Source organism: Phocaeicola sp. RTP21359st1_B8_RTP21360_211022 (assembly GCF_040911965.1).
In the GTDB taxonomy this organism is placed as follows: domain Bacteria; phylum Bacteroidota; class Bacteroidia; order Bacteroidales; family Bacteroidaceae; genus Phocaeicola; species Phocaeicola vulgatus.
The window spans coordinates 35,560-61,685 of record NZ_JBDFXP010000005.1 but is presented as its reverse complement, the minus strand read 5'-3'; the positions used below and the strand labels follow the sequence as shown (position 1 = coordinate 61,685).

The 26,126-nt window shown below is 43.1% G+C and carries 18 protein-coding genes; 10 read left to right on the top strand and 8 right to left on the bottom strand.

Going from position 1 to position 26,126, the window contains the following annotated elements:
• Nucleotides 1-32: 32 nt before the first annotated feature.
• Both AB5062_RS03620 and gpmI read right to left on the bottom strand, forming a co-directional pair.
• On the bottom strand, nucleotides 33-614 hold the full coding sequence (locus tag AB5062_RS03620) for a DUF3109 family protein (RefSeq protein ID WP_005838895.1): 582 nt from the start codon (nucleotides 612-614) through the stop codon (nucleotides 33-35).
• A 102-nt stretch (nucleotides 615-716) separates the two neighbouring features.
• Nucleotides 717-2,231, bottom strand: coding sequence for a 2,3-bisphosphoglycerate-independent phosphoglycerate mutase (gpmI, locus tag AB5062_RS03615; RefSeq protein WP_005849646.1), 1,515 nt, complete (start codon nucleotides 2,229-2,231; stop codon nucleotides 717-719).
• A gap of 448 nt (nucleotides 2,232-2,679) precedes the next feature.
• Between gpmI and AB5062_RS03610 the strand changes: the two genes are divergently transcribed.
• The 3 genes from AB5062_RS03610 (at nucleotide 2,680) to fucP (ending at nucleotide 6,881) form a co-directional block, all read left to right on the top strand.
• Nucleotides 2,680-3,660, top strand: a complete 981-nt coding sequence (locus tag AB5062_RS03610) for a GntR family transcriptional regulator (protein ID WP_022508263.1) — start codon at nucleotides 2,680-2,682, stop codon at nucleotides 3,658-3,660.
• Nucleotides 3,661-3,681: 21 nt separating this feature from the next.
• Nucleotides 3,682-5,457 carry an L-fucose isomerase gene (fucI, locus tag AB5062_RS03605; RefSeq protein ID WP_005849650.1) on the top strand — a complete coding sequence of 592 codons (1,776 nt, stop codon included), beginning with the start codon at nucleotides 3,682-3,684 and terminating at the stop codon, nucleotides 5,455-5,457.
• A 110-nt stretch (nucleotides 5,458-5,567) separates the two neighbouring features.
• Nucleotides 5,568-6,881 (top strand): L-fucose:H+ symporter permease, encoded by a 1,314-nt coding sequence (gene fucP / locus AB5062_RS03600; protein WP_005849652.1) that lies wholly within the window; start codon nucleotides 5,568-5,570, stop codon nucleotides 6,879-6,881.
• A gap of 142 nt (nucleotides 6,882-7,023) precedes the next feature.
• Here fucP and AB5062_RS03595 read toward each other — a convergent pair whose 3' ends face one another.
• Nucleotides 7,024-7,629, bottom strand: coding sequence for a ribonuclease HII (locus tag AB5062_RS03595; RefSeq protein WP_005838886.1), 606 nt, complete (start codon nucleotides 7,627-7,629; stop codon nucleotides 7,024-7,026).
• A 101-nt stretch (nucleotides 7,630-7,730) separates the two neighbouring features.
• Between AB5062_RS03595 and AB5062_RS03590 the strand changes: the two genes are divergently transcribed.
• The 7 genes from AB5062_RS03590 (at nucleotide 7,731) to AB5062_RS03560 (ending at nucleotide 20,383) form a co-directional block, all read left to right on the top strand.
• Complete coding sequence (locus AB5062_RS03590) at nucleotides 7,731-9,356, top strand: tetratricopeptide repeat protein (RefSeq protein WP_032952206.1); 1,626 nt, start codon at nucleotides 7,731-7,733, stop codon at nucleotides 9,354-9,356.
• 223 nt (nucleotides 9,357-9,579) lie between these two features.
• On the top strand, nucleotides 9,580-12,708 hold the full coding sequence (locus AB5062_RS03585; RefSeq protein ID WP_032952205.1) for a TonB-dependent receptor: 3,129 nt from the start codon (nucleotides 9,580-9,582) through the stop codon (nucleotides 12,706-12,708).
• 20 nt (nucleotides 12,709-12,728) lie between these two features.
• Nucleotides 12,729-14,246, top strand: coding sequence for a RagB/SusD family nutrient uptake outer membrane protein (locus AB5062_RS03580; protein ID WP_005838880.1), 1,518 nt, complete (start codon nucleotides 12,729-12,731; stop codon nucleotides 14,244-14,246).
• Between the two features lie 114 nt (nucleotides 14,247-14,360).
• Entirely contained in the window at nucleotides 14,361-14,642 is a 282-nt protein-coding gene (locus tag AB5062_RS03575; RefSeq protein ID WP_005838878.1) for a LysO family transporter, read from the top strand.
• A complete protein-coding gene (locus AB5062_RS03570; RefSeq protein WP_005838876.1) occupies nucleotides 14,639-15,241 on the top strand; it encodes a lysine exporter LysO family protein in 603 nt (200 codons plus the stop codon). The genes AB5062_RS03575 and AB5062_RS03570 overlap by 4 nt, the downstream gene beginning before the upstream one ends.
• Nucleotides 15,242-15,254: 13 nt before the next feature.
• Complete coding sequence (locus AB5062_RS03565; protein WP_032952204.1) at nucleotides 15,255-18,431, top strand: glycoside hydrolase family 2 TIM barrel-domain containing protein; 3,177 nt, start codon at nucleotides 15,255-15,257, stop codon at nucleotides 18,429-18,431.
• Nucleotides 18,432-18,448: 17 nt separating this feature from the next.
• Entirely contained in the window at nucleotides 18,449-20,383 is a 1,935-nt protein-coding gene (locus tag AB5062_RS03560; protein ID WP_032952203.1) for a trehalase family glycosidase, read from the top strand.
• 405 nt (nucleotides 20,384-20,788) lie between these two features.
• On the opposite strand, the gene AB5062_RS03555 is transcribed toward AB5062_RS03560, so the two are convergent.
• The 5 genes from AB5062_RS03555 to sufB all read right to left on the bottom strand — a co-directional run bounded on the left by AB5062_RS03555 (nucleotide 20,789) and on the right by sufB (nucleotide 26,122).
• On the bottom strand, nucleotides 20,789-21,235 hold the full coding sequence (locus AB5062_RS03555; RefSeq protein WP_224205254.1) for a hypothetical protein: 447 nt from the start codon (nucleotides 21,233-21,235) through the stop codon (nucleotides 20,789-20,791).
• A gap of 61 nt (nucleotides 21,236-21,296) precedes the next feature.
• Complete coding sequence (locus tag AB5062_RS03550) at nucleotides 21,297-22,511, bottom strand: aminotransferase class V-fold PLP-dependent enzyme (RefSeq protein WP_005838864.1); 1,215 nt, start codon at nucleotides 22,509-22,511, stop codon at nucleotides 21,297-21,299.
• A gap of 6 nt (nucleotides 22,512-22,517) precedes the next feature.
• Nucleotides 22,518-23,861 (bottom strand): Fe-S cluster assembly protein SufD, encoded by a 1,344-nt coding sequence (sufD, locus tag AB5062_RS03545; RefSeq protein ID WP_005838862.1) that lies wholly within the window; start codon nucleotides 23,859-23,861, stop codon nucleotides 22,518-22,520.
• Between the two features lie 29 nt (nucleotides 23,862-23,890).
• Nucleotides 23,891-24,643 (bottom strand): Fe-S cluster assembly ATPase SufC, encoded by a 753-nt coding sequence (gene sufC / locus AB5062_RS03540; protein ID WP_005838860.1) that lies wholly within the window; start codon nucleotides 24,641-24,643, stop codon nucleotides 23,891-23,893.
• A gap of 27 nt (nucleotides 24,644-24,670) precedes the next feature.
• Nucleotides 24,671-26,122: a Fe-S cluster assembly protein SufB gene (sufB, locus tag AB5062_RS03535; RefSeq protein ID WP_005838858.1), complete on the bottom strand. Its 1,452-nt coding sequence runs from the start codon at nucleotides 26,120-26,122 to the stop codon at nucleotides 24,671-24,673.
• Between the last annotated feature and the right edge of the window lie 4 nt (nucleotides 26,123-26,126).

Below are 26,126 nucleotides of genomic sequence, written 5' to 3'. Positions count from 1 at the left end.
TAATAAATCAGGGATAATAAAACCGAAGATGCTTAAATCATTCCTCTTTTCTTCAATTCTTCTGCCGCAACCTCCAGCTCTTTATACCATTCTTCACCAAATTTCCGCACCAACGGTTCCTTTAAGAACTTGTATACAGGAAGGTTCTCTTTTTTTCCCAATAACACGGCGGCTTTACATACATCCCAACGATGGTAATTCACCGCTTTATAAGGGCCATAATCACCTATACGGATGGGATAAAGATGACAAGAGATTGGTTTATAGAAATCGGTCTTACCTGCCCGGAAGGCTTTCTCGATGGCACAATAACAATACCCTTTCTCGTCATAACAGGTAAATACACAATCTTTCTGATTGACGATGGAAGTTACCAAATCGCCCTCTTCATCTGTATAAACCACTCCCTGCTTATCAATCACCGCCCGTGCCTCGGGTGAAAGCTCGTCCCAAATAACAGGAAGCACCTCTTCCAGTTTTTCCACTTCATCCAATTCCACCGGTGCACCGGCATCTCCCTCTATGCAGCACTCACCTTTGCAGGCATCGAGATTACAAAGAAATTTCTCACGAAACACATCAAGGGAGATTACAACATCATCTATCTGTATCATCTCTTATTAAATTAAAATGTCATTCCGAACAAAGTGACGAATCCATGCTTCATTACAGATTCCTCACCTTGTTCAGAATGACAAATAAATATACTTTCTACATTATTTTATCAAATCCCGTCCGGTCATGTCGGCAGGCTGGGGCATACCCAAAATGTGCAAGATAGAAGGAGCAACATCTGCCAATACACCATTTTCCACTTTAGCATTCTTGTTCTCTGTTACATATACAAATGGAACAGGGTTCAAAGAGTGAGCCGTATTAGGTGTACCATCTTCATTCAGTGCATGGTCGGCATTACCGTGGTCGGCAATAATGATTACTTCATAATCATTAGCCTTGGCAGCTTCCACTGTATCTTTCACGCACTCGTCAATAGCCTTCACTGCTTTTTCAATAGCGTCATAGATACCTGTATGACCTACCATATCACCATTAGCGTAATTCACGACAATGAAATCGAATTTCTGGGTCTTGATGGCTTCTACCAATTTATCCTTCACTTCATAAGCACTCATCTCAGGCTTCAAGTCGTAAGTAGCCACTTTCGGAGATGGAACCAAGATACGCTCTTCGGCATCATACGGAGTTTCACGACCACCATTGAAGAAGAAAGTCACGTGAGCATACTTTTCCGTTTCTGCAATGTGTAACTGAGTCTTACCGTTAGCAGCCAGATATTCACCCAACGTATTTTGAACATTTTCCTTGTCGAACAGAATATGAACACCCTTGAAAGACGCATCATACGGAGTCATGCAATAAAACTGCAAGCCCGGAATAGTATGCATACCTTGTTCCGGCATATCCTGTTGAGTCAGCACTACAGTCAATTCCTTGGCACGGTCGTTACGGTAGTTGAAGAAGATAACCACATCACCTTCTTTGATGGTACCGTCTACGGTAGAATTATTGATCGGTTTGATGAATTCATCTGTAACACCTTCATCGTATGATTCCTGCATAGCCTGAACCATATCGGTGGCTTGCTTTCCTTTACCTTCAACCAGCAGGTCGTATGCTTCTTTCACACGTTCCCAACGCTTGTCACGATCCATAGCATAGAAGCGACCAACGATAGAAGCGATTTTACCGGCTGATTTTTCACAGTGCGCAGTCAGTTGTTCGATAAAGCCTTTACCACTCTTCGGGTCTGTGTCACGACCATCCATAAAGCAGTGGATAAATGTATTTTCAATGCCATATTCTTTAGAGATATCGCAAAGTTTGAACAAATGATCGAATGAACTGTGTACACCACCGTTTGAAGTCAATCCCATAAAGTGGATGTTCTTGCCATTTTCCTTTGCGTAAGAGAAAGCGGAAACAATCTCGGGATTCTTCATTATGCTGTTGTCGGCACATGCACGGTTAATCTTTACCAAATCCTGATAAACGATACGTCCTGCACCGATATTCAAGTGTCCTACTTCGGAGTTACCCATCTGTCCGTCGGGCAAACCAACGTTCTCACCGCTAGCCTGCAATTCAGAGTGCGGATAGTTTGCCAACAGAGAATCCCAGTAAGGAGTGGGAGTGTTAAAGATTACATCGTCTTTACCTTGATCGCCGATACCCCAACCATCAAGAATCATTAAAAGGGCTTTTTTACTCATAATCTTATTTTGTTTAAAGTTTATCCTTGCTTTTTCCGGGTGCAAAGGTACAAAAAAGCCCTGTCAATGAATAATGTTTCACCTATTTTTTATAGAGGAAGTTCGATGATAAAATGCAGTCCGTCTTTAAATTCCATATCCCGAGTCAATTTTGCATTCATACGCCCGGCAATCATTTCACAAACCAGCAAAACAATATCCGGCGCACCGGCAAGACACGACTCCCTCCCTTTGTTCTGTAATGCGGTTAATATACTTCGGCAAATACTCTAATTATATTATTTGATTAGTACGTACTACACATTCTTCCGGAAATCGATATAGAAGCTTCGATTCTTGTGTTATAAAACATACCTTTTCATCTTGCTGTTTATGAATAAATTGCATTCCTTTGCATCGGGACAGTTCAGCACAGTTTGCATTGTCCGCGTAAAACCTTAAACAGTTCATGAAAGTTACCTTTGGACAGCAGACCACTAAAGTGAAACAACTGGCTGATTTACTCAGTCAGGAGATTTCCATGGGCAAATATAAATCGGACTGCACATTACCGTCCATCAACAAACTGAGCCGTGAGTATCAAGTGTCGCGGGATACGGTGTTCAAAGCATTCATTGATTTAAAAGACCGGGGAATAATAGACTCTACTCCGGGAAAAGGTTACTACGTTACCAACAAGCTTACAAACATTCTGCTTCTGCTGGACGAATATTCTCCCTTTAAATACTCGTTATATAATAGTTTTATCAAAAAACTATCCATCAACTACAAAGTAGATTTATTGTTTCATCAATATAATGAACGACTTTTCAATACCATCTTACGTGAATCAATAGGCAGATACAATAAATACATTGTGATGAACTTCGACAATGAGAAACTATCCCCCCATCTTTACAAAATAGATTCGTCTAAGTTGCTGCTGTTGGATTTCGGGAAGTTCGATAAAAAGGACTATTCATACGTATGTCAGGATTTTGACGATTCCTTTTATCATGCATTGGCCGCATTGAAAGAACATCTGAGAAAATATCAGAAACTAGTACTTTTATTTCCCGAAGACATCAAACACCCCCGTAGCAGTTGTCAGTATTTCAATTGTTTCTGTCAGGATTATCACATTGATTCAGCCATTGTGGAAAATACAGACCGGATACAAGTCCGTAAAGGAGAAGTATACATTGCAATCCGTCAGATAGAGGTAGTCAATATAATCAAGCAAAGCCGGACAACCGGGCTGAAATGCGGAGAAGATTTCGGACTGATAGCCTACAATGACACTCCTGCCTACGAGGTAATAGACCAAGGGATTACGGTACTCAGTATCAACTGGGAAGAGCTGGGGCGGAAAGCCGCAGAATTTGTACTAACCGGACAGGAAATAAGAACTTATCTCCCTACCGAAGTCCATTTAAGAAATTCAATTTAACAACTAAAACCTATGTATATCATGAAAAAGTATCCTAAAATCGGGATTCGTCCCACTATCGACGGCCGCCAGGGTGGTGTCCGCGAAAGCCTTGAAGACAAAACTATGAACCTGGCAAAAGCTGTTGCCGAACTGATTTCATCTAACTTGAAAAACGGTGACGGAAGCCCCGTGGAATGTGTAATAGCAGACAGCACCATCGGTCGTGTAGCCGAAAGCGCCGCTTGTGCCGAGAAATTCGAACGCGAAGGAGTAGGTGCCACCATTACCGTAACCAGTTGCTGGTGCTATGGCTCCGAAACAATGGATATGCACCCGCACTGGCCGAAAGCAGTCTGGGGATTCAACGGCACAGAGCGTCCGGGAGCCGTTTATCTGGCTGCCGTATTAGCCGGGCACGCACAAAAAGGGCTGCCTGCATTCGGTATTTACGGACACGATGTACAAGATTTGGATGACAACACGATTCCGGCCGATGTAGCAGAAAAACTATTGCGTTTCGCCCGTGCCGCCATGGCTGTAGCCAATATGCGCGGAAAAAGCTATCTTTCTTTCGGTAGTGTCTGCATGGGTATCGCCGGCTCTATTGTCGATCCTGACTTTTTCCAGGAATATCTGGGAATACGTAATGAAAGCGTGGACGAAACTGAGATCCTGCGCCGTATGGAAGAAGGAATCTATGACCATGAAGAATATGCCAAGGCAATGGCCTGGACTGAAAAATATTGCAAGCCCAACGAAGGGGAAGACTTTAAGAACCGTCCCGAAAAGCGCAAAACCCGTGAAGAGAAGGATGCCGACTGGGAATTTATTGTAAAAATGACTATCATCATGCGTGACTTGATGGTCGGCAACCCGAAATTGCTTGAAATGGGATTCAAAGAAGAAGCTATCGGCCATAATGCCATCGCAGCCGGCTTCCAGGGGCAACGCCAATGGACTGACTGGAAACCAAACGGTGACTTCAGTGAAGCACTGCTCAACACCACTTTCGACTGGAACGGCATTCGCGAAGCATACGTTCTGGCTACCGAAAATGATGCTTGCAATGGTGTTGCCATGTTATTCGGTCACCTGCTGAGTGGCTGTGGACAGATGTTCTCCGACATCCGTACTTACTGGAGTCCCGAAGCGGTAAAACGTGTCACCGGCAAAGAACTTACCGGAATGGCTAAAAACGGTATCATCCATCTTATCAACTCTGGTGCAACCACTCTGGACGCTACCGGTGAGAGCCATAATGAAGCGGGAGAGCCCTGCATGAAGCCCAACTGGGAAATGACTGAAGCCGATGTCGAAGCTTGTCTGAAAGCTACAACCTGGTATCCGGCAGATCGCGACTATTTCCGTGGAGGCGGTTTCTCTTCCAATTTCTTGTCTAAAGGCGGTATGCCTGTCACCATGATGCGTCTTAATCTGGTAAAAGGCTTAGGCCCAGTATTGCAACTGGCAGAAGGCTGGACAGTAGATATTGATCCGGAAATCCATCAGGTACTGAACATGCGGACAGACCCCACATGGCCTACTACTTGGTTTGTACCCCGCCTATGCGACAAACCTGCATTCCGTGATGTCTATTCGGTAATGAACAACTGGGGAGCCAACCACGGCGCCATCAGCTATGGACACATCGGACAGGATTTAATAACTCTGGCATCTATGCTACGTATTCCTGTTTGTATGCATAATGTAGAAGACGACAAGATTTTCCGCCCGGCATCATGGAATGCCTTCGGTATGGATAAGGAAGGTTCCGACTACAGAGCTTGCTCAACTTACGGACCCATTTATAAATAGTTAATAAATTGAGAATTGAAAATTAAAAACAGAGAAAAGGTTATATGCCTCTCCTTTTTGTTTTCAATTCTCATTTCTTAATTTTTAATTCTCAATCTTTAATTTAAGAAATGAAAGATACAGATCAACCCATCCTGTACAAAGATGGAGTCAGCTACGTGCTACCGTTTATATTAGTCACCTGCTGCTTCGCCCTGTGGGGATTCGCCAATGATATCACCAATCCGATGGTAAAAGCATTCTCTAAAATCTTCCGGATGAGTGTCACCGATGGCGCATTGGTGCAAGTTGCCTTCTATGGCGGATATTTCGCCATGGCTTTTCCGGCAGCTATGTTTATCCGTAAATACTCTTATAAAGCCGGTATCCTGCTGGGATTGGGACTTTATGCCGTAGGAGCCTTATTATTCTTTCCCGCTAAAATGACAGGCAGCTACTATCCGTTCTTATTAGCTTATTTTATTCTGACCTGCGGACTCTCCTTCCTTGAAACCAGTTCCAACCCTTACATCTTGTCCATGGGAACAGAAGCTACCGCTACCCGACGTCTCAATCTGGCACAATCGTTTAACCCTATGGGCTCTTTACTGGGAATGTATGTAGCCATGAACTTTATCCAGGCGAAACTAAATCCGATGGATACGGCAGAACGAGCCCAACTAAACCCGGCAGAATTTGCAATGGTAAGAGATGCGGACCTGTCCGTACTGATCGCTCCTTATCTCACTATCGGAATAGTCATATTAGTTATGCTTCTAGTGATACGTTTTACCCAAATGCCCAAAAATGGTGACCAGTCTCACAGTATCAATTTCGGTCCCACACTGAAGCGTATCTTCTCCATCCATCATTACCGCGAAGGAGTGGTGGCACAATTCTTCTATGTAGGTGCGCAGATTATGTGTTGGACCTTCATCATCCAATACGGCACACGCCTGTTCATGTCACAAGGTATGGAGGAAAAAGCTGCCGAAGTACTATCACAAGAATATAATATCATCGCGATGGTTATTTTCTGTATCAGCCGTTTTATCTGTACCTTCATCTTGCGCTACCTCAATCCAGGTAAATTATTGGCCATACTTGCCATTGCGGGTTGCTGCTTCACCGCCGGAGTCATCTTCTTCCAGGATATCTGGGGTATGTACTGCCTGGTAGCTGTTTCAGCCTGTATGTCATTAATGTTCCCCACGATCTATGGCATAGCGCTTACCGGATTGGGAGATGATGCAAAGTTTGGAGCAGCCGGCCTGATTATGGCTATTTTAGGAGGTTCCGTACTTCCTCCTTTACAAGCAAGTATTATTGATATGAATACCATTTGGAATATGCCAGCCGTAAATGTTTCATTTATCCTGCCATTTATCTGTTTTGTGGTAATCACTATTTATGGACATCGCTCTTATCAACGGGGAAAATATTGATATGCTGAATAAGACCATTGTAAAAAAGTGAAACGAAGAATCTGTTACGACTCATATGAATCAAACAGATTCTTCGCTTTATTTTCAACCAAGTAGAATGAAATGTAAAGAAGTTATCCCATCCTCCTATATATTCTTCAAATTAGAAAGGAATCTCTAATTGGGGATCTGTTCCCAACAAATTAAAAGTCATCCGATGATATGGCGTTGTTCCATGTTCACGGATAGCCGCACGATGCTTTTTAGTAGGATAACCTTTATTACTATTCCAATCATAAAAAGGATATTCTTTATGCAGTTCATTCATATAATCATCACGATAGGTTTTCGCCAGAATAGATGCAGCGGCAATAGAAAGATATTTTCCATCTCCTTTTACCACAGTAGTATGCGGCAAATCCTGATACTTTTTAAAACGATTCCCATCAATCAACAAATGTTGGGGACGAATTTTCAATTGATCCACAGCACGATGCATTGCCAGAAAAGACGCATTAAGGATATTTATCTCGTCTATCTCTTCAGGAGTCACTACACCTACAGCCCATGCCAATGCTTCTCTTTCCACAATCTCTCGCAGCGCATAACGCTGATGCTCCGTCAGTTGCTTGGAATCATTCAGCAATTCATTCTTAAAATCTACAGGTAAAATAACAGCAGCTGCATATACAGATCCTGCCAGACATCCCCTGCCCGCCTCATCACAACCGGCCTCTATCAGATCTTTATTCAAATAAGGTAATAACATAACTCATCTTTATTGTTGCTTGCAAAGATATTCTTTTAAAAGAGAAACAAGAGTGTCTTTTTACAAAGAAAATCACTATTTTTGCAAAAATACGCTTGATTATGAAAAACAACCTACTTGTATATATTCTCCTTTGCCTGCTGAATCTCTCATGGGCTAATGCCCGTAATAAACAACAAGAAGCCGAGGCACTGATTAAAAAGTCGGTTGAAGCCTTATACAATAATCCGAAGCAGGCCAGTTACTATGCTGCCAAGGTTATTGAATTGTTTCCTGAAGAAAGGCAAAATGATCAAAAAGCCGAAGCAATGTTCTATTACAGTCAGGCAGAAAAGCTATTAGGCAATTTTGATGTGAGCATCAAAAATCTATATGACGCATTGGAGTATGCAACTCCTGCCAATAAAGAGCTGAATGGACAAATTTACGCACTGATAGGAGCACTCTATTGTAAACTGACCGACTATAACAAAGCGATCGAAATGAATGAGAAAGCCATCTCAATCTTTAAATCCATCGGAGATTCCATTTCTATCGCACTATGCTACAATGATCGTGGCATCATCCATTATTCCATGAATGAGTTCAACACAGCTGAACAATTCCTCAAACAAGCCCTTATAATAAACCGCAGTCAGAAAAATTTAAGAGGGATATCCGCCAATTTGAATAATCTATGTTTATATGAGGGTGATTTTAATGAAAAGCTAAGTTTAATTAATGAGGCCATTGTCATCAACAAGAACTTGAATTCTCAATGGTCATTAGGGGAAAACTATAACAATATGGGAAAACAATACTTCTATGCAAAACAATATAACAATGCCTTGATGGCTTTACAAAAAGCATACGAGGTCGCTTCTTCCATCAGTGCCAAAGAACTGATTTGTGATAATTACGAATATTTATCTTGGGTATACGATGCCCTTGGAGACCATAAAAACGCTTATAAATGCCTGATACAACTATATACCCTTAGCAAAGAATTGCAAAGTGGAAGTAAATTACGCATCGTAGAACAGGAAATTTCCCATAAACAATATCAAAACCAACAAAGGAAAGCAGAACTAAGAGAGCAAGCTTATGAAATAGAACTGCTGAAACGGAACCTGTTTGTATTAGTAATCATATTCATCTCATTGATAGTACTCAGTATATTTCTATACCAATGGTATAAACGCAAAAAGAATATGCAGTTAATGGTTACCCGCTATAATCTGGAGCAATCGGAACACGAATTGGCAGAACTTAAAGTACGACAGCAAGAACTCGAATTAAAATCTGTACAAAGCGCATTATACAACAGTCGCCAGGAAGCTACCAGTTTTGCTGTATTCCTGCATAGCCGCAATGAAATGCTGGAGAAAATCAGAGAAATGATAAAGCAAGGATATAAGATGGACCAACAGGCATTGATTCCTCATCTGAAGAAAGTCAATGCTTTCATCAGCCAATATCAGAATGGAGATAAGACGAACAGCACCTTGCTGATGAATGTTGAAGAAAAGAACCAGGAGTTCCTTCAACGGCTATCCGAACGGCATCCCAATTTAACACAAGGAGAAAGATATCTAGCTACTTTATTACGGGTAAATCTATCTACCAAAGAAATCTCGATGCTCACAGGAAATGTTCCCAAAACAATCAACATGAATCGATATCGTTTACGTAAATCTCTAAACTTATCTTCGGAGGATGACTTGACAGACTATCTACAAAATATTTAAAGAACCTATATTTTTACAGTTTTTATCAAACAGCATTTTGTAGATATTATCTCTTTATATAGATCACTATATATCAATATATTACATTCATATTTGTAGATTAAAAAAAAGAGTTTTTTTATTCATTGTAGTTCATTTGTAGGGTATAATAATTAGGAATTTGCACATACAACCTATTACTTAGCGATGTGAAAAACAATTATTAACCTTAAAATTTATTCACATGAGTAAAAAGAATTATTTCAAGGAAAGAATCATGCTATTGATTCTACTCTTTGCTTTTATGACTCCCTTCGGTACATTAGCACAGACGATTCAGCTGACTGGTCTGGTTACCGATGCTGCCAACGAACCTATTATTGGCGCCAGTGTAGTAGAGAAAGGTACAACCAACGGGGTCATCACAGACTTTGACGGTAACTTTGCATTAAGCGTATCCCCCAAAGCCACTATTATTATTTCTTATGTGGGCTATGCAACACAAGAAGTCCCTGTAAACGGAAAGACCAACATCCGGGTGACTTTGAAAGAAGATACTGAGATGCTGGATGAAGTTGTAGTAGTGGGCTATGGTACCATGAAGAAAAGTGATATGACCGGTGCTATTTCCTCAGTAGATGTAGACGATTTGGTAAAGCGCACCACAACCAACCCTGCAGAAGCATTGCAAGGTAAGATTGCAGGTGTAAACATTATGAAGGCTGGTGGTAATGCCGGTGCAGGTGTGCAGGTTAAAATCCGTGGTGTCAAAACGTTTGGTGACAACCAACCTCTTTATATCATTGATGGTTTTCCCGGTGATATTGAAAATGTGAATCCGCAAGATATTCAGTCAATGGAAGTACTGAAAGATGGTGCAGCCGCTGCCATCTATGGTTCGGTTGCTGCAAATGGTGTCATTATCGTAACTACCAAAAACGGTAAAAAGGGTGACATGAAAATTGATTTCAGCACTTATGTAAGCTTTACAAGCGTAGCCAAAAAGCTGGAACTGCTAAATGCCGAAGAATACAAAAGTGTTCATAAACAAATGTATCAGAACTACATGAACCAGTATCCAGATGATACAGAGGTTACTATGCCCGCATTTGTAAATAAAAACACAGGAATAGATACAGACTGGCAGGATGCCATGCTAAGAGGTGGTGTTTCACAAAACTATATGTTCAGCATCCGTGGCGGTTCTGAAAATGCTCAATATTCACTTTCATATAACCATGCTGACGAAAAAGGTATTTTCTTAGGTAACAATTACCGTCAAGATAATGCACGTTTGAAACTCCACATGAGCAAATATATATTTGATATTGATGCTAACATCGCTTTCAAATTTACGGATAGCAAACAACCCGAATATTCCATTAAAGAAATGTACATGATTTCTCCGCTTGTTCCTATCTATGATGATACAAGAGAGTATGGCTTCGGCTTAAGTGACTTTGACGATCTGCCCAGTAACCGTAATGTTATGGCTGACCAGCATTATGAAAAATCTACCGACAAAAAATATCATACCACAGCCAATGTTGCCTTGACCATGAACTTCACCCCATGGCTGAATTTCAAGACAAGCTATGCATACAGAGGTGAGCACCAACGTCAGACTTATCATACTCCGGCCTATGTTGCCGACCCAAAAGCCAAACGTGACTATCCTTATCATAGCGAAACCACAGGATACTGGGAGGAACATGTATGGGAAAATGTATTAAGTTTTAATAAGACATTTGGAAAACACAACGTCAATGCAATGGCAGGTACTTCCATGACTGCCCGCAAATATACATGGAATTCTGTTGGGGTAGAAGGTAAAACCACTGTTTATAAAGTAGAAGACGGAAAATTGATAACCAGTGAAATTCCGGGCGGATTTCTTGATCCATCTTTCTCAACTGTAGGTGCAGGAGCAGGTGGCACATTTGATGGTAGCGGAACAAAATGGAAATATAACCGCGCCTCTTTCTTCGGCCGACTGAACTATAATTATAATGACCGCTACCTGGTACAGGCAACTGTACGTTATGACGGTTCATCCAAGTTTGGTAAAGACAACCGTTGGGGTTGCTTCCCATCAGTGGCATTAGGCTGGAGAATCAGTCAGGAAGAATTCTTCCCGAAAGACATTGCATTGAATAATTTGAAGTTCCGTGTCAGTTGGGGACGTTTAGGTAATGAAAATGCTTTGGGATATTATGACTTCCTTGCGCTGATTAGTACATACAATGAAATGTATCAAGGATACGTGAAAGGCAACGGTGATAACGCATGGGCAGGAAGCATCGCTCGCGGATTGGAAAACCGTTCTTTGAAATGGGAAACAACGGATACCAAAAATATTGGTTTCGATTTCGGCTTCTTTAACAGCAAATTAACCGGTACATTAAACTACTACTATAACCAAACAGAAGATCTGTTGATAACAAAAGTTCTACCTCCTTCAGCAGGTATGACTAACCCCACCCTGAATGTCGGAAAGATACGCAATACCGGTTTCGAACTTGAATTAAACTGGGGAGATGCTATAAAAGACTTTGATTACAATATCGGTTTCAATATGAGCACCACCAAAAATAAAGTGGTTGAATTGTCAGATGCAGACCAAGTTCTTCAGGGTGAAGGATTGAAATATGGAACGGAGCATTTCCCGACAGAAACCAGAGTGGGCAAACCTATCGGTGCATTCTATCTTTATAGAACAGACGGTATCTTCCAAAGTATGGATGAAGTAAATGCCCATGTAAACAAGGATGGACAATTATTACAGCCTAATGCCCAACCGGGTGATATCCGTTTTAAAGATTTAGATGGTAATGGAAGCATAGACGCCGGTGACAAAGAATACTGTGGCTCAGGTATCCCGACATTGGAAGCGAACTTAAACTTGTCATTCGGCTATAAAGGATTTGATCTTTCAATCGTACTTGGCAGCGCATGGAACTTCAAATTGTATAACGGAAACAAATATTTCTATGAAGGAATGAATTCTAAATCAAATATGCTGAAGTCTACATTGAATGCATGGACTCCTGACAATAGAAATACGGATGTTCCCCGCGCGGTATATCAAGATCCGAACGGCAACATGAAAGAATCAGACAGATTCCTTGAAAACGGTGATTTTGTCCGTCTGCGTCAGGCACAGTTAGGTTATACTTTACCCAAATCACTCATGCAGAAATTCTATATTGAGAAACTGCGTTTCTATGTAAGTGGTGAAAACTTGTTCACTATCACAGGCTATGATGGTATAGATCCTGAATTCTCTCGTGCCAGTGTGTTGAATACCGGTGTTGATAAATTGATTTATCCGTTTACCCGTTCATTCACCGTTGGAGCTCAACTTACATTCTAATCCTTTAAAGTAATAAGAAAATGAAGAAACTATTATACATAGCAAGTATCTGCATTGCAAGTTTATTTAGCGCTTGTGACGATTATCTCACGGTAGAATCTCCTGACCAGTTGACATCAAGCAGTTTTTGGCGTAACCAGTCTGATGCTGAAGCCGGACTTGCCGCCGCATACTCCCAACTTTACCTGATGACTTATTCGGGTGACATGTGGTCTTTCCCGGAAATCAAATGGCCGGTAGAAGCCTATCGTGAAGATATTATCCAATTAGGAAGCGATGCTCTGAATTACCCGAACTGGGTGGAATTAGGCAACTATACCTACACCAATGGTAACTCTCAGTTCAGTTATTACTGGCAATGCTACTATAAAGGCATCAGTTTTGCTAATCAGGTAATTGAAAAAACCGCAGAAATACCCGATGAGAATATAGATGCAGCAACACGCGAACAATTGGTCAATGAAGGCTACTTTATCCGCGCTTATTACCACATGCAACTTTTATTGAACTGGAAAGAAATCATAGTTCGTGATAAATATATCACTGACCCGGCTGAATTAAGCAAGCCCCTTTCTTCCCGTGAGGATGCATGGAATTTCATCATTGAAGACTTGAAACGTGCAACCAGTCTGCCTGCAACACGTGACGCTGATAATGTAGGCCGTGCCACAAGCGGTTCTGCTTATGCATATCTTGGTTTCGCCTATCTGACACGCGCCTATGAAGAGGCAACCAACAAAGACTCTTATCTGGCCAGTGCTATAGAAGCATTCAACCAAGTAAAAGGATATGAACTGGTTAATAATTTCAGCACTATGTTCAGCGGGGATAATAAGAACAGTAAAGAATCGATTTTTGAAATTCAATTCTCTATGAGTTCTGCAAACGGAGCTACTTATCGTACTCAGTTCCATCGATGGATCGGTGTTTCCGAACTTGGGGGATGGGATGAGATTCTTCCCAGTCAAACATTGATTAGTGAATTCAAAAAAGAAGGGGAAACGGCTACTACAGGACGTTATGACTCGCGTATGTATGCAACATTATTTTTTAATTGTGACTATTATAACGATGGTAACGGACGTGTCTATGGCTACGACTATAATGACTGGTTCGACAACAAAGAACGCGTAGCCTTCCGTAAATTCATGCCCTCGACCTATGAAGGTTTAAACCAAAACTATTCTGCAATCAATGTTCCTTTGATGCGTTATGCCAACGTACTGTTAATGAAAGCCGAAGCATTGAATGAACAGGGACATCCCGAACAAGCTATTCCTTTAATCAATGAAGTAAGAAGCGTTCACGGGGATATGCCACCCATGACAGGTACTTCTCAAGAAGCAGTCCGCGCGCAAATTGAACACGAGCGCATGATTGAATTCCCTCTTGAGAACTATCGTTGGTATGATCTCCGCCGTTGGGGCAAACTGTCCTCAGCCCTGCAAGCTGCCGGAAGAACAGGCTTCAATGAAGACAAAAATTCATTCTACCCCACTCCTCTTACAGAGCTGAATGCTAATGATGCCTTAAAATAAGTATTTTCTTTTTTGGTTAGATATAATTAGGCAACAAGGCGGTTTTCGCTACAGTGATACCGCCTTGTAATCTAAAAATGAAGTATCTTTGCCTATAAATAAAACGACATAGATATGTTTACAATTATTGGATTAATGCTCACGGGGATGCTCCTCGGCTTCCTGCTTCGCAAGCAGAAGCTTTCAGGAATACACAAAGTCATCACCGTTCTTATTTGGTTGCTACTCTTTTTATTGGGTATAGATGTAGGCGGCAATCAGAAAATTATCAATGGTCTGCACACTATAGGGTTGGAAGCCATTGTCATCACCTTGGCAGCAGTGCTGGGCAGTGTTACAGCAGCATGGGCTTTATGGTATGTACTTTACAAAAGAAATAAGGAGGGACAAGTATGAAAGGAAGTTTGATTATCGTCGGATTCTTTGTACTGGGAGCTCTTTGTGGGGTATATCACCTTATTCCATACGACTTTACACAAAGTAAGCTAAGTTTCTACGCCTTGTGTGCGTTAATGTTCAGTGTAGGAGTCAGTGTAGGTAATGATCCGCAGACTTTACGTAATTTCCGTTCATTAAACCCCCGCCTGATCTTTCTACCGGTCATGACCATATTGGGAACACTGGCAGGATGCGCAGTGGTCAGTCTGTTTCTCTCGCACCGCTCAGTAACAGACTGTATGGCAGTAGGTGCCGGTTTCGGCTATTACTCTCTATCCAGTATCTTTATTACAGAATATAAAGGTCCGGAGTTGGGAACCATTGCATTATTATCCAATATCACACGTGAGATTATCACTTTGCTTTTTGCCCCGTTGCTAGTACGCTGGTTTGGCAATCTAGCCCCTATTTCTGCCGGAGGAGCCACTACGATGGATACAACATTACCCATCATCACCCGCTATTCCGGTCAAAGTTTCGTAGTGGTTTCTATATTTCACGGCTTTGTAGTAGACTTCAGCGTACCTTTTCTTGTGACTCTTTTCTGTTCTATTTAAAATAACAATAACCATGAAACACTCTCTTCATACTGTTCTTACACTGTTGTTTGTTTGTGCTTCCGCCTGGGGTGAAAATGTGCCCTGGCAGAATCCACAAATAAATGAAATAAACCGTGAACCTGCCCATGCCCATTTCATTCCTTATACGAATGAGGCCAATGCACTGAAACAACAGGCTTTACCTGCCGCCCAGCGTTTTGCAGTAAACCCTGCTACAGAACGCCGCATTTCACTAGACGGAACCTGGAAGTTCTTATTCTCTAAAAACAATGAGGAATGCCCGACAGATTTTTATAAAATGGGGTATAACACCAAACGCTGGAAAGACATACAGGTTCCGGGAAGCTGGGAACTGCAAGGATTTGACTCCCCCATCTATACTGACGTAGCTTACCCCTTCCCTGCCAATCCGCCTCATGTTCCAACCGATTACAATCCGGTAGGAGCATACATACGTGAATTTACCGTACCGGCCCATTGGAAAGGAATGGATATCTTCCTTGATTTTGAAGGAGTTGAGTCCGCTTTTTATTGCTGGGTAAACGGTAAATTGGCAGGATACAGTGAAGACAGCCGTCTTCCGGCTCATTTCAATATTACTCCGTTCTTAAAAGCCGGAAAGAACAAACTGGCCGTTAAAGTTTTCCGTTATAGTGACGGTTCCTACCTGGAGGATCAGGATTACTGGAAATATAGCGGTATTGAACGCGATGTATATCTCTATGCCCGTCCTCAAAGCCGTGTACAAGACTTCAAACTGGTAGCCGGACTGACAAATGGTTATAAAGACGGAGATTTTAATCTGAATATCACACTCCACAAGCCTCATCCGGGAGGAACCGTGGAAGTGAAGGTTATGAACAAAGGCAATGTAATTTACCAGCATAAAAAGGAAATAACTTCTGCTACAGATACTTTATTCGCTCAGAAACACTTGTTCCCGGCCATATTGCCTTGGAATGCCGAAACACCCAATCTTTATACATTGGTAGTCAGCACCTACGACGCTCAAGGAAAAGCCTTGGAATCATTCACACAGCCTTTCGGTTTCCGTTCTGTGGAAATGCGTAACGGCATGCAACTGATAAATGGGGTAGCCGTATTGTTTAAAGGAGTAAACCGCCATGAACACGATCCGCATCATGGTCGTACCATCACCGTAGAGAGCATGATAAAAGACATTCAGTTGATGAAACAATTCAACCTGAATGCTGTACGCACTTGCCATTACCCCAACCGCTATGAATGGTATGCATTGTGTAACGAATACGGTTTGTATCTGGTAGATGAAGCAAACATTGAAAGCCATGGTATGCAGGCGCATAAAGATGGCACACTGGCTAATAATCCCGATTGGGAAGTACCGTTTATGCAACGCATGAGCCGCATGGTGCTGAGGGACCGCAATATCACTGCCATTGTCACTTGGTCAATGGGAAATGAGTCCGGCTACGGAAAACACTTTGAAACGTTATATGACTGGACCAAGAAGTTTGACCCTACCCGCCCTGTACAATATGAAGGAGGTGGTTATGATGCCAAATCTGACATTTATTGTCCGATGTATGCACGTGTCTGGGCGCTCCGCCGTCATGTAAACCAACGCGACGCACGCCCGATGATTCTATGTGAATATGCCCACGCCATGGGTAACAGTGTAGGTAACCTGCAAGACTATTGGGATTTGATTTATAAATATGACCAGTTGCAAGGTGGTTTCATATGGGACTGGGTAGACGCTACTTTTGATATCAAAGACAAGAACGGAAACAAGATTTGGGCTTACGGAGGCGATATGGGCTTCGTGGGTGTTCCTAATGACTCCAACTTCTGTGCCAACGGATTGGTAGCTGCCGACCGTTCACTTCATCCGCACATCTGGGAAGTGAAAAAAGTATATCAATATATTCATTTTGAGCCGGTTGCCTTTACCACCAAGCAAATTAAAGTGACTAACTGGCATGATTTTATCGGTTTGGAGGATTACAAACTACACTGGACTGTAGAAACAGACGGAAAAGCTGTACAAAGCGGTGAAATGGATTTCCCGGTTATGGCCGCCCGTTCTTCTGCCTTCATCACTATCCCGATGAACTTGATTCCTAACGATGGAAAAGAATACTTCCTGAAATTGGAAGCATTTACCAAAAAGGAAGCCCCATTAGTTCCGAAGGGACATCAGGTAGCCATGGAGCAATGGCAACTGAATCCGGAAGGAGAACGGCTGCTGAATGCTACATGGACTGCCCGGGAACTAGTAGACAAAACTGTAAATACCGAACGTACTCCAGATGCCATTACCTTGACAGGAGAGAACTTCCGTATCGCATTCTCTACTGCTGATGGTGAAATGACAGAACTCTTATATAACGGGAAGAATCTGATAAAAGAGGGTTTGCAACCCAACTTCTGGCGTGCATTGACCGATAATGATGTTGCCAACAACCACCTGGAGCGTTGCGGCATCTGGAAATTTGCAGGCAAGAACGCCAAGTTACAAAGTATCGACCTGAAAGAAGATTCAAACAAACAACTGGCAACCGTTACTGTAAATTATAAACTGGAAGCACAAGAATCAACTTTGCAGACCGTCTATCAAGTACGACCCAATGGAGCAGTCAAAGTAAGTATGCACTTTGTACCCGGCAACAAATCCCTTCCTGAAATACCACGCCTGGGTATGCGTATGATTCTTCCGGCAGAATACGATGTGATGACCTGGTTGGGCCGCGGACCACAAGAAAACTATGCAGACCGCAAGACGGGTTATCCTATCGGGCTCTATACCGCTACAGTATGGGAACAATTCCATCCGTATGTCCGTGCCCAGGAAACCGGCAACAAAACCGATGTACGATGGGTTGCATTGCGTAATAAAGCAGGGGAAGGCCTGTTAATCACAGGTGAGGAACCGCTGAATGTCAGCGCATGGAATTTCCCGTTGGAGGATATTGACTATGTGGCATTCAATACCGAACGCCGTCATGGTGGAAGTATTATGAAGAAAGACATGATATGGTTAAACATCGACCACCGTCATATGGGGGTAGGTGGAGATAATACCTGGGGAGCGCAAGTACATCCGGAATATACCATCACTCCGCACGAATGGCAATACAGCTTTACCATGCAACCTTTGAGCAATCAAGACGATGCCGCTGAAAAAGCGCATAAGAAATGGTTTTAAAATAATAACGAAATGACATGAAATATAAATTTACCAAAATCATTCTTCTCACAGCAGTAGTCGCAGGTCTCACAACGGCCTGCACACCTGCCGGTGAGAACACCCCCACAGGCAAAAGATATGAATTCAATAACATACTGGATATAGCCTATACCCCCGATACACTGACACGTTGCGGGGGATGGTTTACAGACGCCGGTTCCTGGATGGGATTCACCCTTCCGCAAAAAGATCACTGGGTGAACGGTTTCTGCGGTCCGTTCAGTCTGGACATGAACCGGCGCCAATGGATGGCGCAATCCGCTGTCACCGTAGGTTATAACGATGATGCAAATGCAGTATTCACTCCGGACTCCACCTGTTATTTTCCCGGTGAGTTATATCTCTCGGCCAGTTCGGAGGAAGGCAGAATCATTCAGCGTTTGAACTTCCTGAATGCTTCTACCGCACTGCTCCGCATTCACTCCGATGCAGGAAAAGAGCTTTCCTTTACGGCCAGCCAATGGGGAAAAGATATCCAAGTGAGCACTGACCAGAATACCGTCATCGCCCGTCATCCCTCCGGTGAGATTGTAGCATTAACTTTTACCCCGGATGTTAGCGTAAAGGGCACTGACAATAATTACCAGGCAAAAATCAATGGCAGCGAACACGACACCTACGTAGCCATTTCTTTCTATACCGGAGAAAAAGAACTTTCTGCCGGATTACAGAAAGCGCAATTGGCTCTAAGCAATCCGCAGGAAGGGCTCAAAGCCAACAAAGAACGCTGGGAAGGTTATCTCACCAAGATTCTGCGCAAAGATATGAAACCTGAGTATGACCGTATCGCCGTGAAAGCAGTTGTTACACTTATCAGCAACTGGCGTACCCACCGTGGCGGATTGCTCCACGAAGGAATTGTTCCGAGTCATGCCGCATACTACTTCGTAGGATTCTGGGCTTGGGACACCTGGCGTTTCTCTGCCGCCCTGGCAAAATTCGATCCTGAACTTGCCAAAGACAACATCCGCGCCATGTTTGACTACCAGCAACCGGACGGCATGATTATAGACTGCATCTATACCGATCCTGCCGAGAACAATGCACGCGACAGCAAACCTCCTCTCGTATCCTGGGCTGTAGACGAAATATTCACCCATACCAATGATACGGCATTCATCAGCGAAATGTATCCGCAATTGATGGCCTATTACAAATGGTGGTACAACAAGCGTGACCATAACCGCAACGGTATGTGTGAATACGGTTCCACCGATGGTACACTGGAAGCAGCAGCATGGGAAAGCGGCATGGATAACGCCATCCGTTTCGATGATGCCAAGATGCTGAAAAATGACGGTGCGGAGGATGCATGGAGCATGGATCAGGAAAGTGTTGACCTGAATGCCTATCTGGCTTTGGAATGCAAGTTATTGAAAAAGTTCGCCGGTATTTTGGGAGTAACTTTCGATGGTCCGGATTACAGCAGTCAGGTAGCCGATTATTTCTTCGACAAAGAAAAAGGTTTCTTCTTCGATCGCCGCTTAAAAGACGGAAGCTTCATACAGGAACCGGGATGCGAAGCATACACCCCCTTATGGACAAAAGTTGCCACGGCCGATCAGGTAAAAGCCATGCTGCCCCTGCTGACCGATACAGCCAAGTTTTCTACATACATTCCCTTCCCCACAGTGGCAGCAGACCATCCGAAGTACAATCCGCGCGGCTACTGGCGTGGTCCTATCTGGTTGGACCAGACTTACTTCGCTATCCGCGGCCTGCGCAATTATGGATATAACAAGATGGCGGATGAATACACCCTCCAGGTATTCGACCGTCTGCAAGGCTTGAAAGAAGGCGCACCGATACATGAAAACTATGGCACACACACCGGTGAATTGTTAAAAGCTCCCCATTTCAGTTGGAGTTCATCACATTTGCTGATGTTATACGATGATTACGGCAAATAAACTCTCTCTTTTTACCTTAATATAAATAATACAATACCAAGGAGGGCTGCACTCGTGATGAATGCGGCCCCCTACTTTTATATCGTATTACCTGTTACCCCCAATACACTCTTTTCAGAAGTGATAAAAATTCTCCAATGAATGAGTAGAATGTTACAGGTGTAAGATTATATATCTTCCGGCTGCAACATGATATATCCTTCAGCCTATACATCCGTATGTGTTCACACTTCACAACAGGAAACTTCAAAACATCTGCCCCTTTTTTAAAAACAACAGGACATATTAAAAAAACATCAAGAGCTTTTATTAATACGTCCTGTTGTTTCTCCTGTTTCTTTATATACACATAGCAAAACACTTATTTTTCCTTCAGAAGTTTCAGCCTCTCCGCAAACGCTTTGTTCATCGGCATTCCGGCTGAAGAATTGATACCTCGAAATCTTTCAGACTGAAAAAAAATTCTTCAGCGTACCCAATGGCCGAAAGGTGAAAAGCACGCAGGTACATGGGGAAAACTCCGAAGATGCCGGAAAGTACACAGCCATAGCTGAAAAAACGTATATGCCGGCTGAAAGAATAAATACCCGGCTGAAGAATTTTAAGAGCCAATCCTTCAGCCGGAAAGCCCATGAACAGGCAGTTTGCGGAGAGGCTGAAACTTCTGAAGGATTTTTGGGGCAATTCTTCGGGAGGGGCATATTTCCCACCGGAAGAGGAATATGCCCACAGAAAAGAACATAAAAAGACGCAAGAAACCGGGATGCCTGATATCTTGTTACAAGATGCGGCAAATCTTGTGAGAAGTTTCTCCCAATCTTGTGGGAAGTTCCGCTGATTCTTGTTATACAAAAAAAGCCTGCCATTAATATAATGTTTATCAATGGCAGGCGACTTATTTCGTTTGGAGAAATCAAAACATCCTGCTGACGCGCTCAATGCCGGCAGCCAGCATATCTATCTCCTCCTTGGTATTATACAAACCGAAAGAAGCACGTACAGTTCCCTCAATCCCCATACGAATCATCAAAGGCTGAGCACAATGATGCCCGGTACGTACGGCAATGCCCAGACGGTCAAGCAACGTACCCATATCCAAATGATGAATATTTCCTACCAAGAAAGAAATGACACTGCTCTTATGCTCAGCCTCTCCGAAGATACGCATCCCGTTTATTTCTTTCAGACGCTGCATGGCATATAGGGTCAGTTCATGCTCATGGGCGGCAATGTTCTCCATACCAATGGCAGATACATAATCCAACGCTTTTGCCAAGGCGGTAGTGCCGATATAATCGGGAGTTCCCGCTTCAAACTTAAACGGCAATTCATTAAAAGTCGTTTTCTCGAAGCTGACACTTTGTATCATCTCGCCTCCCCCCTGGTAAGGTGGAAGCTTATCCAGCCACTCTTCCTTTCCATAAAGCACCCCCACACCGGTAGGACCATATATCTTATGTCCGCTGAAAGCAAAAAAGTCGGCATCCAAATCCTGGACATCCACTTTCATGTGAGGAACACTCTGCGCCCCGTCAATCAAAACGGGAACACCGTGTGCATGGGCAGTCGCAATCATCTCTTTCGCCGGATTGACAGTGCCCAACACATTACTTACATGAGCGAAACTCACCAGCTTGGTCCGTTCCGAAAAGAGTTTCTCATATTCATCCAACAACAGTTCTCCCCTGTCATTCATGGGAATCACTTTCAGCACGATTCCTTTACGCGCAGCCTGTAACTGCCAAGGTACAATATTGCTATGATGCTCCATGACAGAAACAATCACTTCATCACCTTCCTTCATCTGACTGTCGGCAAAAGAAGAAGCCAACAGGTTGATACTCTCCGTCGTGCCCCGTGTAAACACGATTTCATTGCTACTGCGTGCATTGATAAAACGACGTACAGTCTCACGAGAAGCTTCATGCAACTCGGTAGCCTGCTGAGACAGGAAATGCACACCACGATGCACATTGGCATTGACCGAATAATATTCATCGGTTATGGCTTCAACCACTTGGCGCGGTTTCTGAGTGGTAGCCCCATTATCCAGATAAATAAGCGGCTTTCCATACACCTCCCGATCTAATATCGGAAAATCTTCTCTTATTTTTTGTATATCGTACATGGCGTCTTATTTACATATCGCACATCCCTGACATTTATTCAACTCACCACGGAAACGTTTTTCCACCAACAGATGCAAACGGTCTTTCAATGCATCCAGGCGGATCGTATCTATTACTTCATTGACAAAAGCAAACATAAGCAATAAACGTGCTTCCTTCAGACTGATACCACGCTGTTGCATATAGAACAACGCATTTTCATCCAGCTGACCGACAGTAGCTCCGTGAGAGCACTTTACGTCATCCGCATAAATTTCCAGTTGCGGCTGAGTGTACATATGGGCATCACGAGTAGCACAGAGGTTGCGGTTGGTTTGTTGGGAATTAGTATGTTGTGCTCCTTCACGTACCAATACTTTTCCGGCAAACGCACCTGTCGCCTGATCATCCAATACATATTTAAACAGCTCATTACTAGTGCAATCAGCAACCTTGTGGTCAATGAAAGTATGATTGTCCACCTGTTCATTCTTATCGGCAATGACCATACCACACAAATTGATCTCAGCTCCACGTCCGGCCAAAGTTACTTCAGTTGTATTACGCGTAGTACCGTTATGCAAAGTCATACCATTCAAAAGCACATTACTGTCTGCCTCCTGGTTCACATAGAGGTTACTGAAACGCACTGTGCTGGTATGGGTTTCTTCCAGTTCATAAAGATCGAAAGTAGCATTTTCTTTTGCAAAGACCTCAATAACCTGAGTAGAAAGGAAATTTACATTATCCATGGCATGATCACAAATCAACAGACGAGCCTGCGCACCTTCTTCCAGCACAACCAGCACACGGCGGTTCACCATAAAATTAACATCAGCACGCAATATGTTCACCAGTTGAATGGGTTTGTCCACCACCACGCCTTTCGGCACATACAGCATAAAGCCATCCTGAGCAAAAGTAGTATTGAAGGCGGTCACACCATCCTTGGAAGTATCTGCCAACTTGCCATAATACTGCTTGACCAAAGCCGGATATTGTTCAGACAGTTCTTTCAAGCTGCCAAGCAACACTCCTTCCGGCAATTGTGCCTTCGGCAAAGCCTTACGATAAAAAGCATCGTTTACTACAAAATAAAGAGCGGTACTCATATTAGGTACATCGCACTTGAACACTTCATACGGATTCACCGGAATGTCAAGTCTGTTCAAATTCAAACCATAATCCGGCTCGAACAACTTGCTCACATCCGTATATTTATACTTCTCCTGTTTGCGGGTAGGGAAACCTAATTTTTCGAAATCTGCGAAAGCTTGCGCACGGGGAGCGTTCAGCACCTCGGCACTATGCCGGCAAATCATCGCCTCACATTGAGAAAAGAGATCAATATATTGTTGTTCTGCTCTCATAATCACTTTCTTCTTTAGGCATCAAATTATTATTCTCCCAACTCGGCTTTTATCCAGTCGTAACCACGCTCTTCCAGTTCCAAAGCCAATTCGGGACCCGCAGTCTTCACAATACGTCCTTTATACAATACATGTACAATATCGGGTTTGATATAATCCAGCAACCGTTGATAGTGCGTAATGACGATACAACTTGTTTCGGGAGTTTTCAGTTTGTTCACACCCTCGGCTACAATACGCAACGCATCAATATCAAGACCGGAATCCGTTTCATCCAAAATGCTCAACTTAGGTTCCAGCATAGCCATCTGGAAGATCTCATTGCGCTTCTTCTCACCACCGCTGAATCCCTCGTTTACCGAACGGTTTGCCAATTTATTATCCAATTCCACCACAGCCCGCTTCTCGCGCATCAGCTTCAAGAACTCACTGGCTGTCAATGCAGGGAGGCCTTTATATTTACGCTGCTCGTTTACCGCCGCACGCATAAAGTTCACCATACTGACTCCGGGAATCTCCACCGGATATTGGAAAGACAAAAACAGACCTTCATGACTGCGATCCTCAGGACTCAAAGCCAACAAATCTTTTCCTTCAAAAGTCACCGAACCTTTCGTTACCTCAAAAGCCGGATTGCCTACCAACACAGACGAAAGGGTACTCTTTCCGGAACCGTTGGGTCCCATAATAGCATGAACTTCACCTTTCTTTATGCTTAGATTAATACCTTTCAATATTTCTTTGCCATTGACACTGGCATGTAAGTCTTTTATCTCTAACATAATTCTATTAAATTCTTAGTTCTTCATTTATCCTACACTTCCCTCTAGAGAAATAGCCAGCAGCTTCTGTGCCTCCACCGCAAACTCCATTGGAAGTTTATTCAGTACTTCTTTTGCATATCCATTGACAATCAACCCAATAGCGTCTTCCGTAGGAATACCGCGCTGATTGCAATAAAACAACTGGTCTTCGCTGATCTTGCTGGTTGTCGCCTCATGTTCCACCACAGCTGTCTCGTTATGAATATCCATATATGGGAATGTATGAGCACCACACTGGCTCCCCAGCAACAAAGAGTCACACTGACTGTAATTACGGGCATTGTCTGCTTTCTGAGCCACACGTACCAGACCACGATAAGAGTTCTGGCTCTTTCCGGCACTGATTCCTTTACTAACAATGGTACTACGGGTATTTCTGCCTAAATGAATCATTTTAGTCCCCGTATCAGCCTGCTGATAGTTATTCGTTACTGCCACCGAATAGAATTCAGCAGTAGAATTATCTCCACTCAGGATACAACTGGGATATTTCCAAGTAATGGCCGATCCGGTTTCCACCTGTGTCCAGCTCAATTTGCTATCCACTCCTTTGCAATGACCGCGTTTTGTCACAAAGTTATATACTCCTCCTTTGCCTTCGGCATCTCCCGGATACCAGTTCTGTACGGTAGAATATTTCACTTCCGCACGGTCGTGCACCACAATCTCCACTATGGCCGCATGTAATTGGTTCTCATCCCGCATAGGGGCCGTACATCCTTCCAGATAAGAAACATAACTATCATCATCCGCAACAATCAGTGTACGCTCAAACTGACCGGTATTGGCTGCATTGATACGGAAATAAGTGGAGAGTTCCATAGGACAACGCACTCCTTTCGGAATATATACAAACGATCCGTCACTGAATACTGCCGAGTTCAAGGCTGCAAAGAAATTATCCCGCGGCCCGACCACCGAACCCAGATATTTCTTCACCAAATCGGGATGCTCACGCACCGCTTCACTGAACGAACAAAAAATAATCCCTTTTTCCAACAAGGTTTCTTTAAATGTAGTCTTGACGGATACAGAGTCCATGACAGCATCTACTGCCATACCGCTCAACGCCATTTGCTCCTCCAAAGGAATACCTAATTTATTGAAAGTTTTAATCAACTCAGGATCTACCTCATCCATACTTTTCGGTCCTTCTTTTTTCTTTGTAGGGTCCGCATAATAGGATATAGCCTGATAATCTATTTCAGGGATAGTGAGGTGTGCCCATGCAGGCATCTCCATGGTCAACCAGTAGCGGTATGCTTTCAGGCGAAACTCCAGCAACCACTCCGGCTCGTTCTTCTTTGCAGAAATCAAGCGGATAACATCCTCATTCAATCCCCTTTCTATAATATCTGTGTGAACTTCTGTGGTGAAGCCATATTTGTACTTCTCCTGCGTCAGCTCTTTCACATATTTATTGGGTTCTTCTTGCATATCT

Excerpts from the sequence above, each read along its gene's own strand:
- AB5062_RS03620 (WP_005838895.1), bottom strand. The coding sequence starts at position 614 with ATGATACAGATAGATGATGTTGTAATCTCCCTTGATGTGTTTCGTGAG.
- gpmI (WP_005849646.1), bottom strand. The coding sequence starts at position 2,231 with ATGAGTAAAAAAGCCCTTTTAATGATTCTTGATGGTTGGGGTATCGGC.
- AB5062_RS03610 (WP_022508263.1), top strand. The coding sequence starts at position 2,680 with ATGAAAGTTACCTTTGGACAGCAGACCACTAAAGTGAAACAACTGGCT.
- fucI (WP_005849650.1), top strand. The coding sequence starts at position 3,682 with ATGAAAAAGTATCCTAAAATCGGGATTCGTCCCACTATCGACGGCCGC.
- fucP (WP_005849652.1), top strand. The coding sequence starts at position 5,568 with ATGAAAGATACAGATCAACCCATCCTGTACAAAGATGGAGTCAGCTAC.
- AB5062_RS03595 (WP_005838886.1), bottom strand. The coding sequence starts at position 7,629 with ATGTTATTACCTTATTTGAATAAAGATCTGATAGAGGCCGGTTGTGAT.
- AB5062_RS03590 (WP_032952206.1), top strand. The coding sequence starts at position 7,731 with ATGAAAAACAACCTACTTGTATATATTCTCCTTTGCCTGCTGAATCTC.
- AB5062_RS03585 (WP_032952205.1), top strand. The coding sequence starts at position 9,580 with ATGAGTAAAAAGAATTATTTCAAGGAAAGAATCATGCTATTGATTCTA.
- AB5062_RS03580 (WP_005838880.1), top strand. The coding sequence starts at position 12,729 with ATGAAGAAACTATTATACATAGCAAGTATCTGCATTGCAAGTTTATTT.
- AB5062_RS03575 (WP_005838878.1), top strand. The coding sequence starts at position 14,361 with ATGTTTACAATTATTGGATTAATGCTCACGGGGATGCTCCTCGGCTTC.
- AB5062_RS03570 (WP_005838876.1), top strand. The coding sequence starts at position 14,639 with ATGAAAGGAAGTTTGATTATCGTCGGATTCTTTGTACTGGGAGCTCTT.
- AB5062_RS03565 (WP_032952204.1), top strand. The coding sequence starts at position 15,255 with ATGAAACACTCTCTTCATACTGTTCTTACACTGTTGTTTGTTTGTGCT.
- AB5062_RS03560 (WP_032952203.1), top strand. The coding sequence starts at position 18,449 with ATGAAATATAAATTTACCAAAATCATTCTTCTCACAGCAGTAGTCGCA.
- AB5062_RS03550 (WP_005838864.1), bottom strand. The coding sequence starts at position 22,511 with ATGTACGATATACAAAAAATAAGAGAAGATTTTCCGATATTAGATCGG.
- sufD (WP_005838862.1), bottom strand. The coding sequence starts at position 23,861 with ATGAGAGCAGAACAACAATATATTGATCTCTTTTCTCAATGTGAGGCG.
- sufC (WP_005838860.1), bottom strand. The coding sequence starts at position 24,643 with ATGTTAGAGATAAAAGACTTACATGCCAGTGTCAATGGCAAAGAAATA.
- sufB (WP_005838858.1), bottom strand. The coding sequence starts at position 26,122 with ATGCAAGAAGAACCCAATAAATATGTGAAAGAGCTGACGCAGGAGAAG.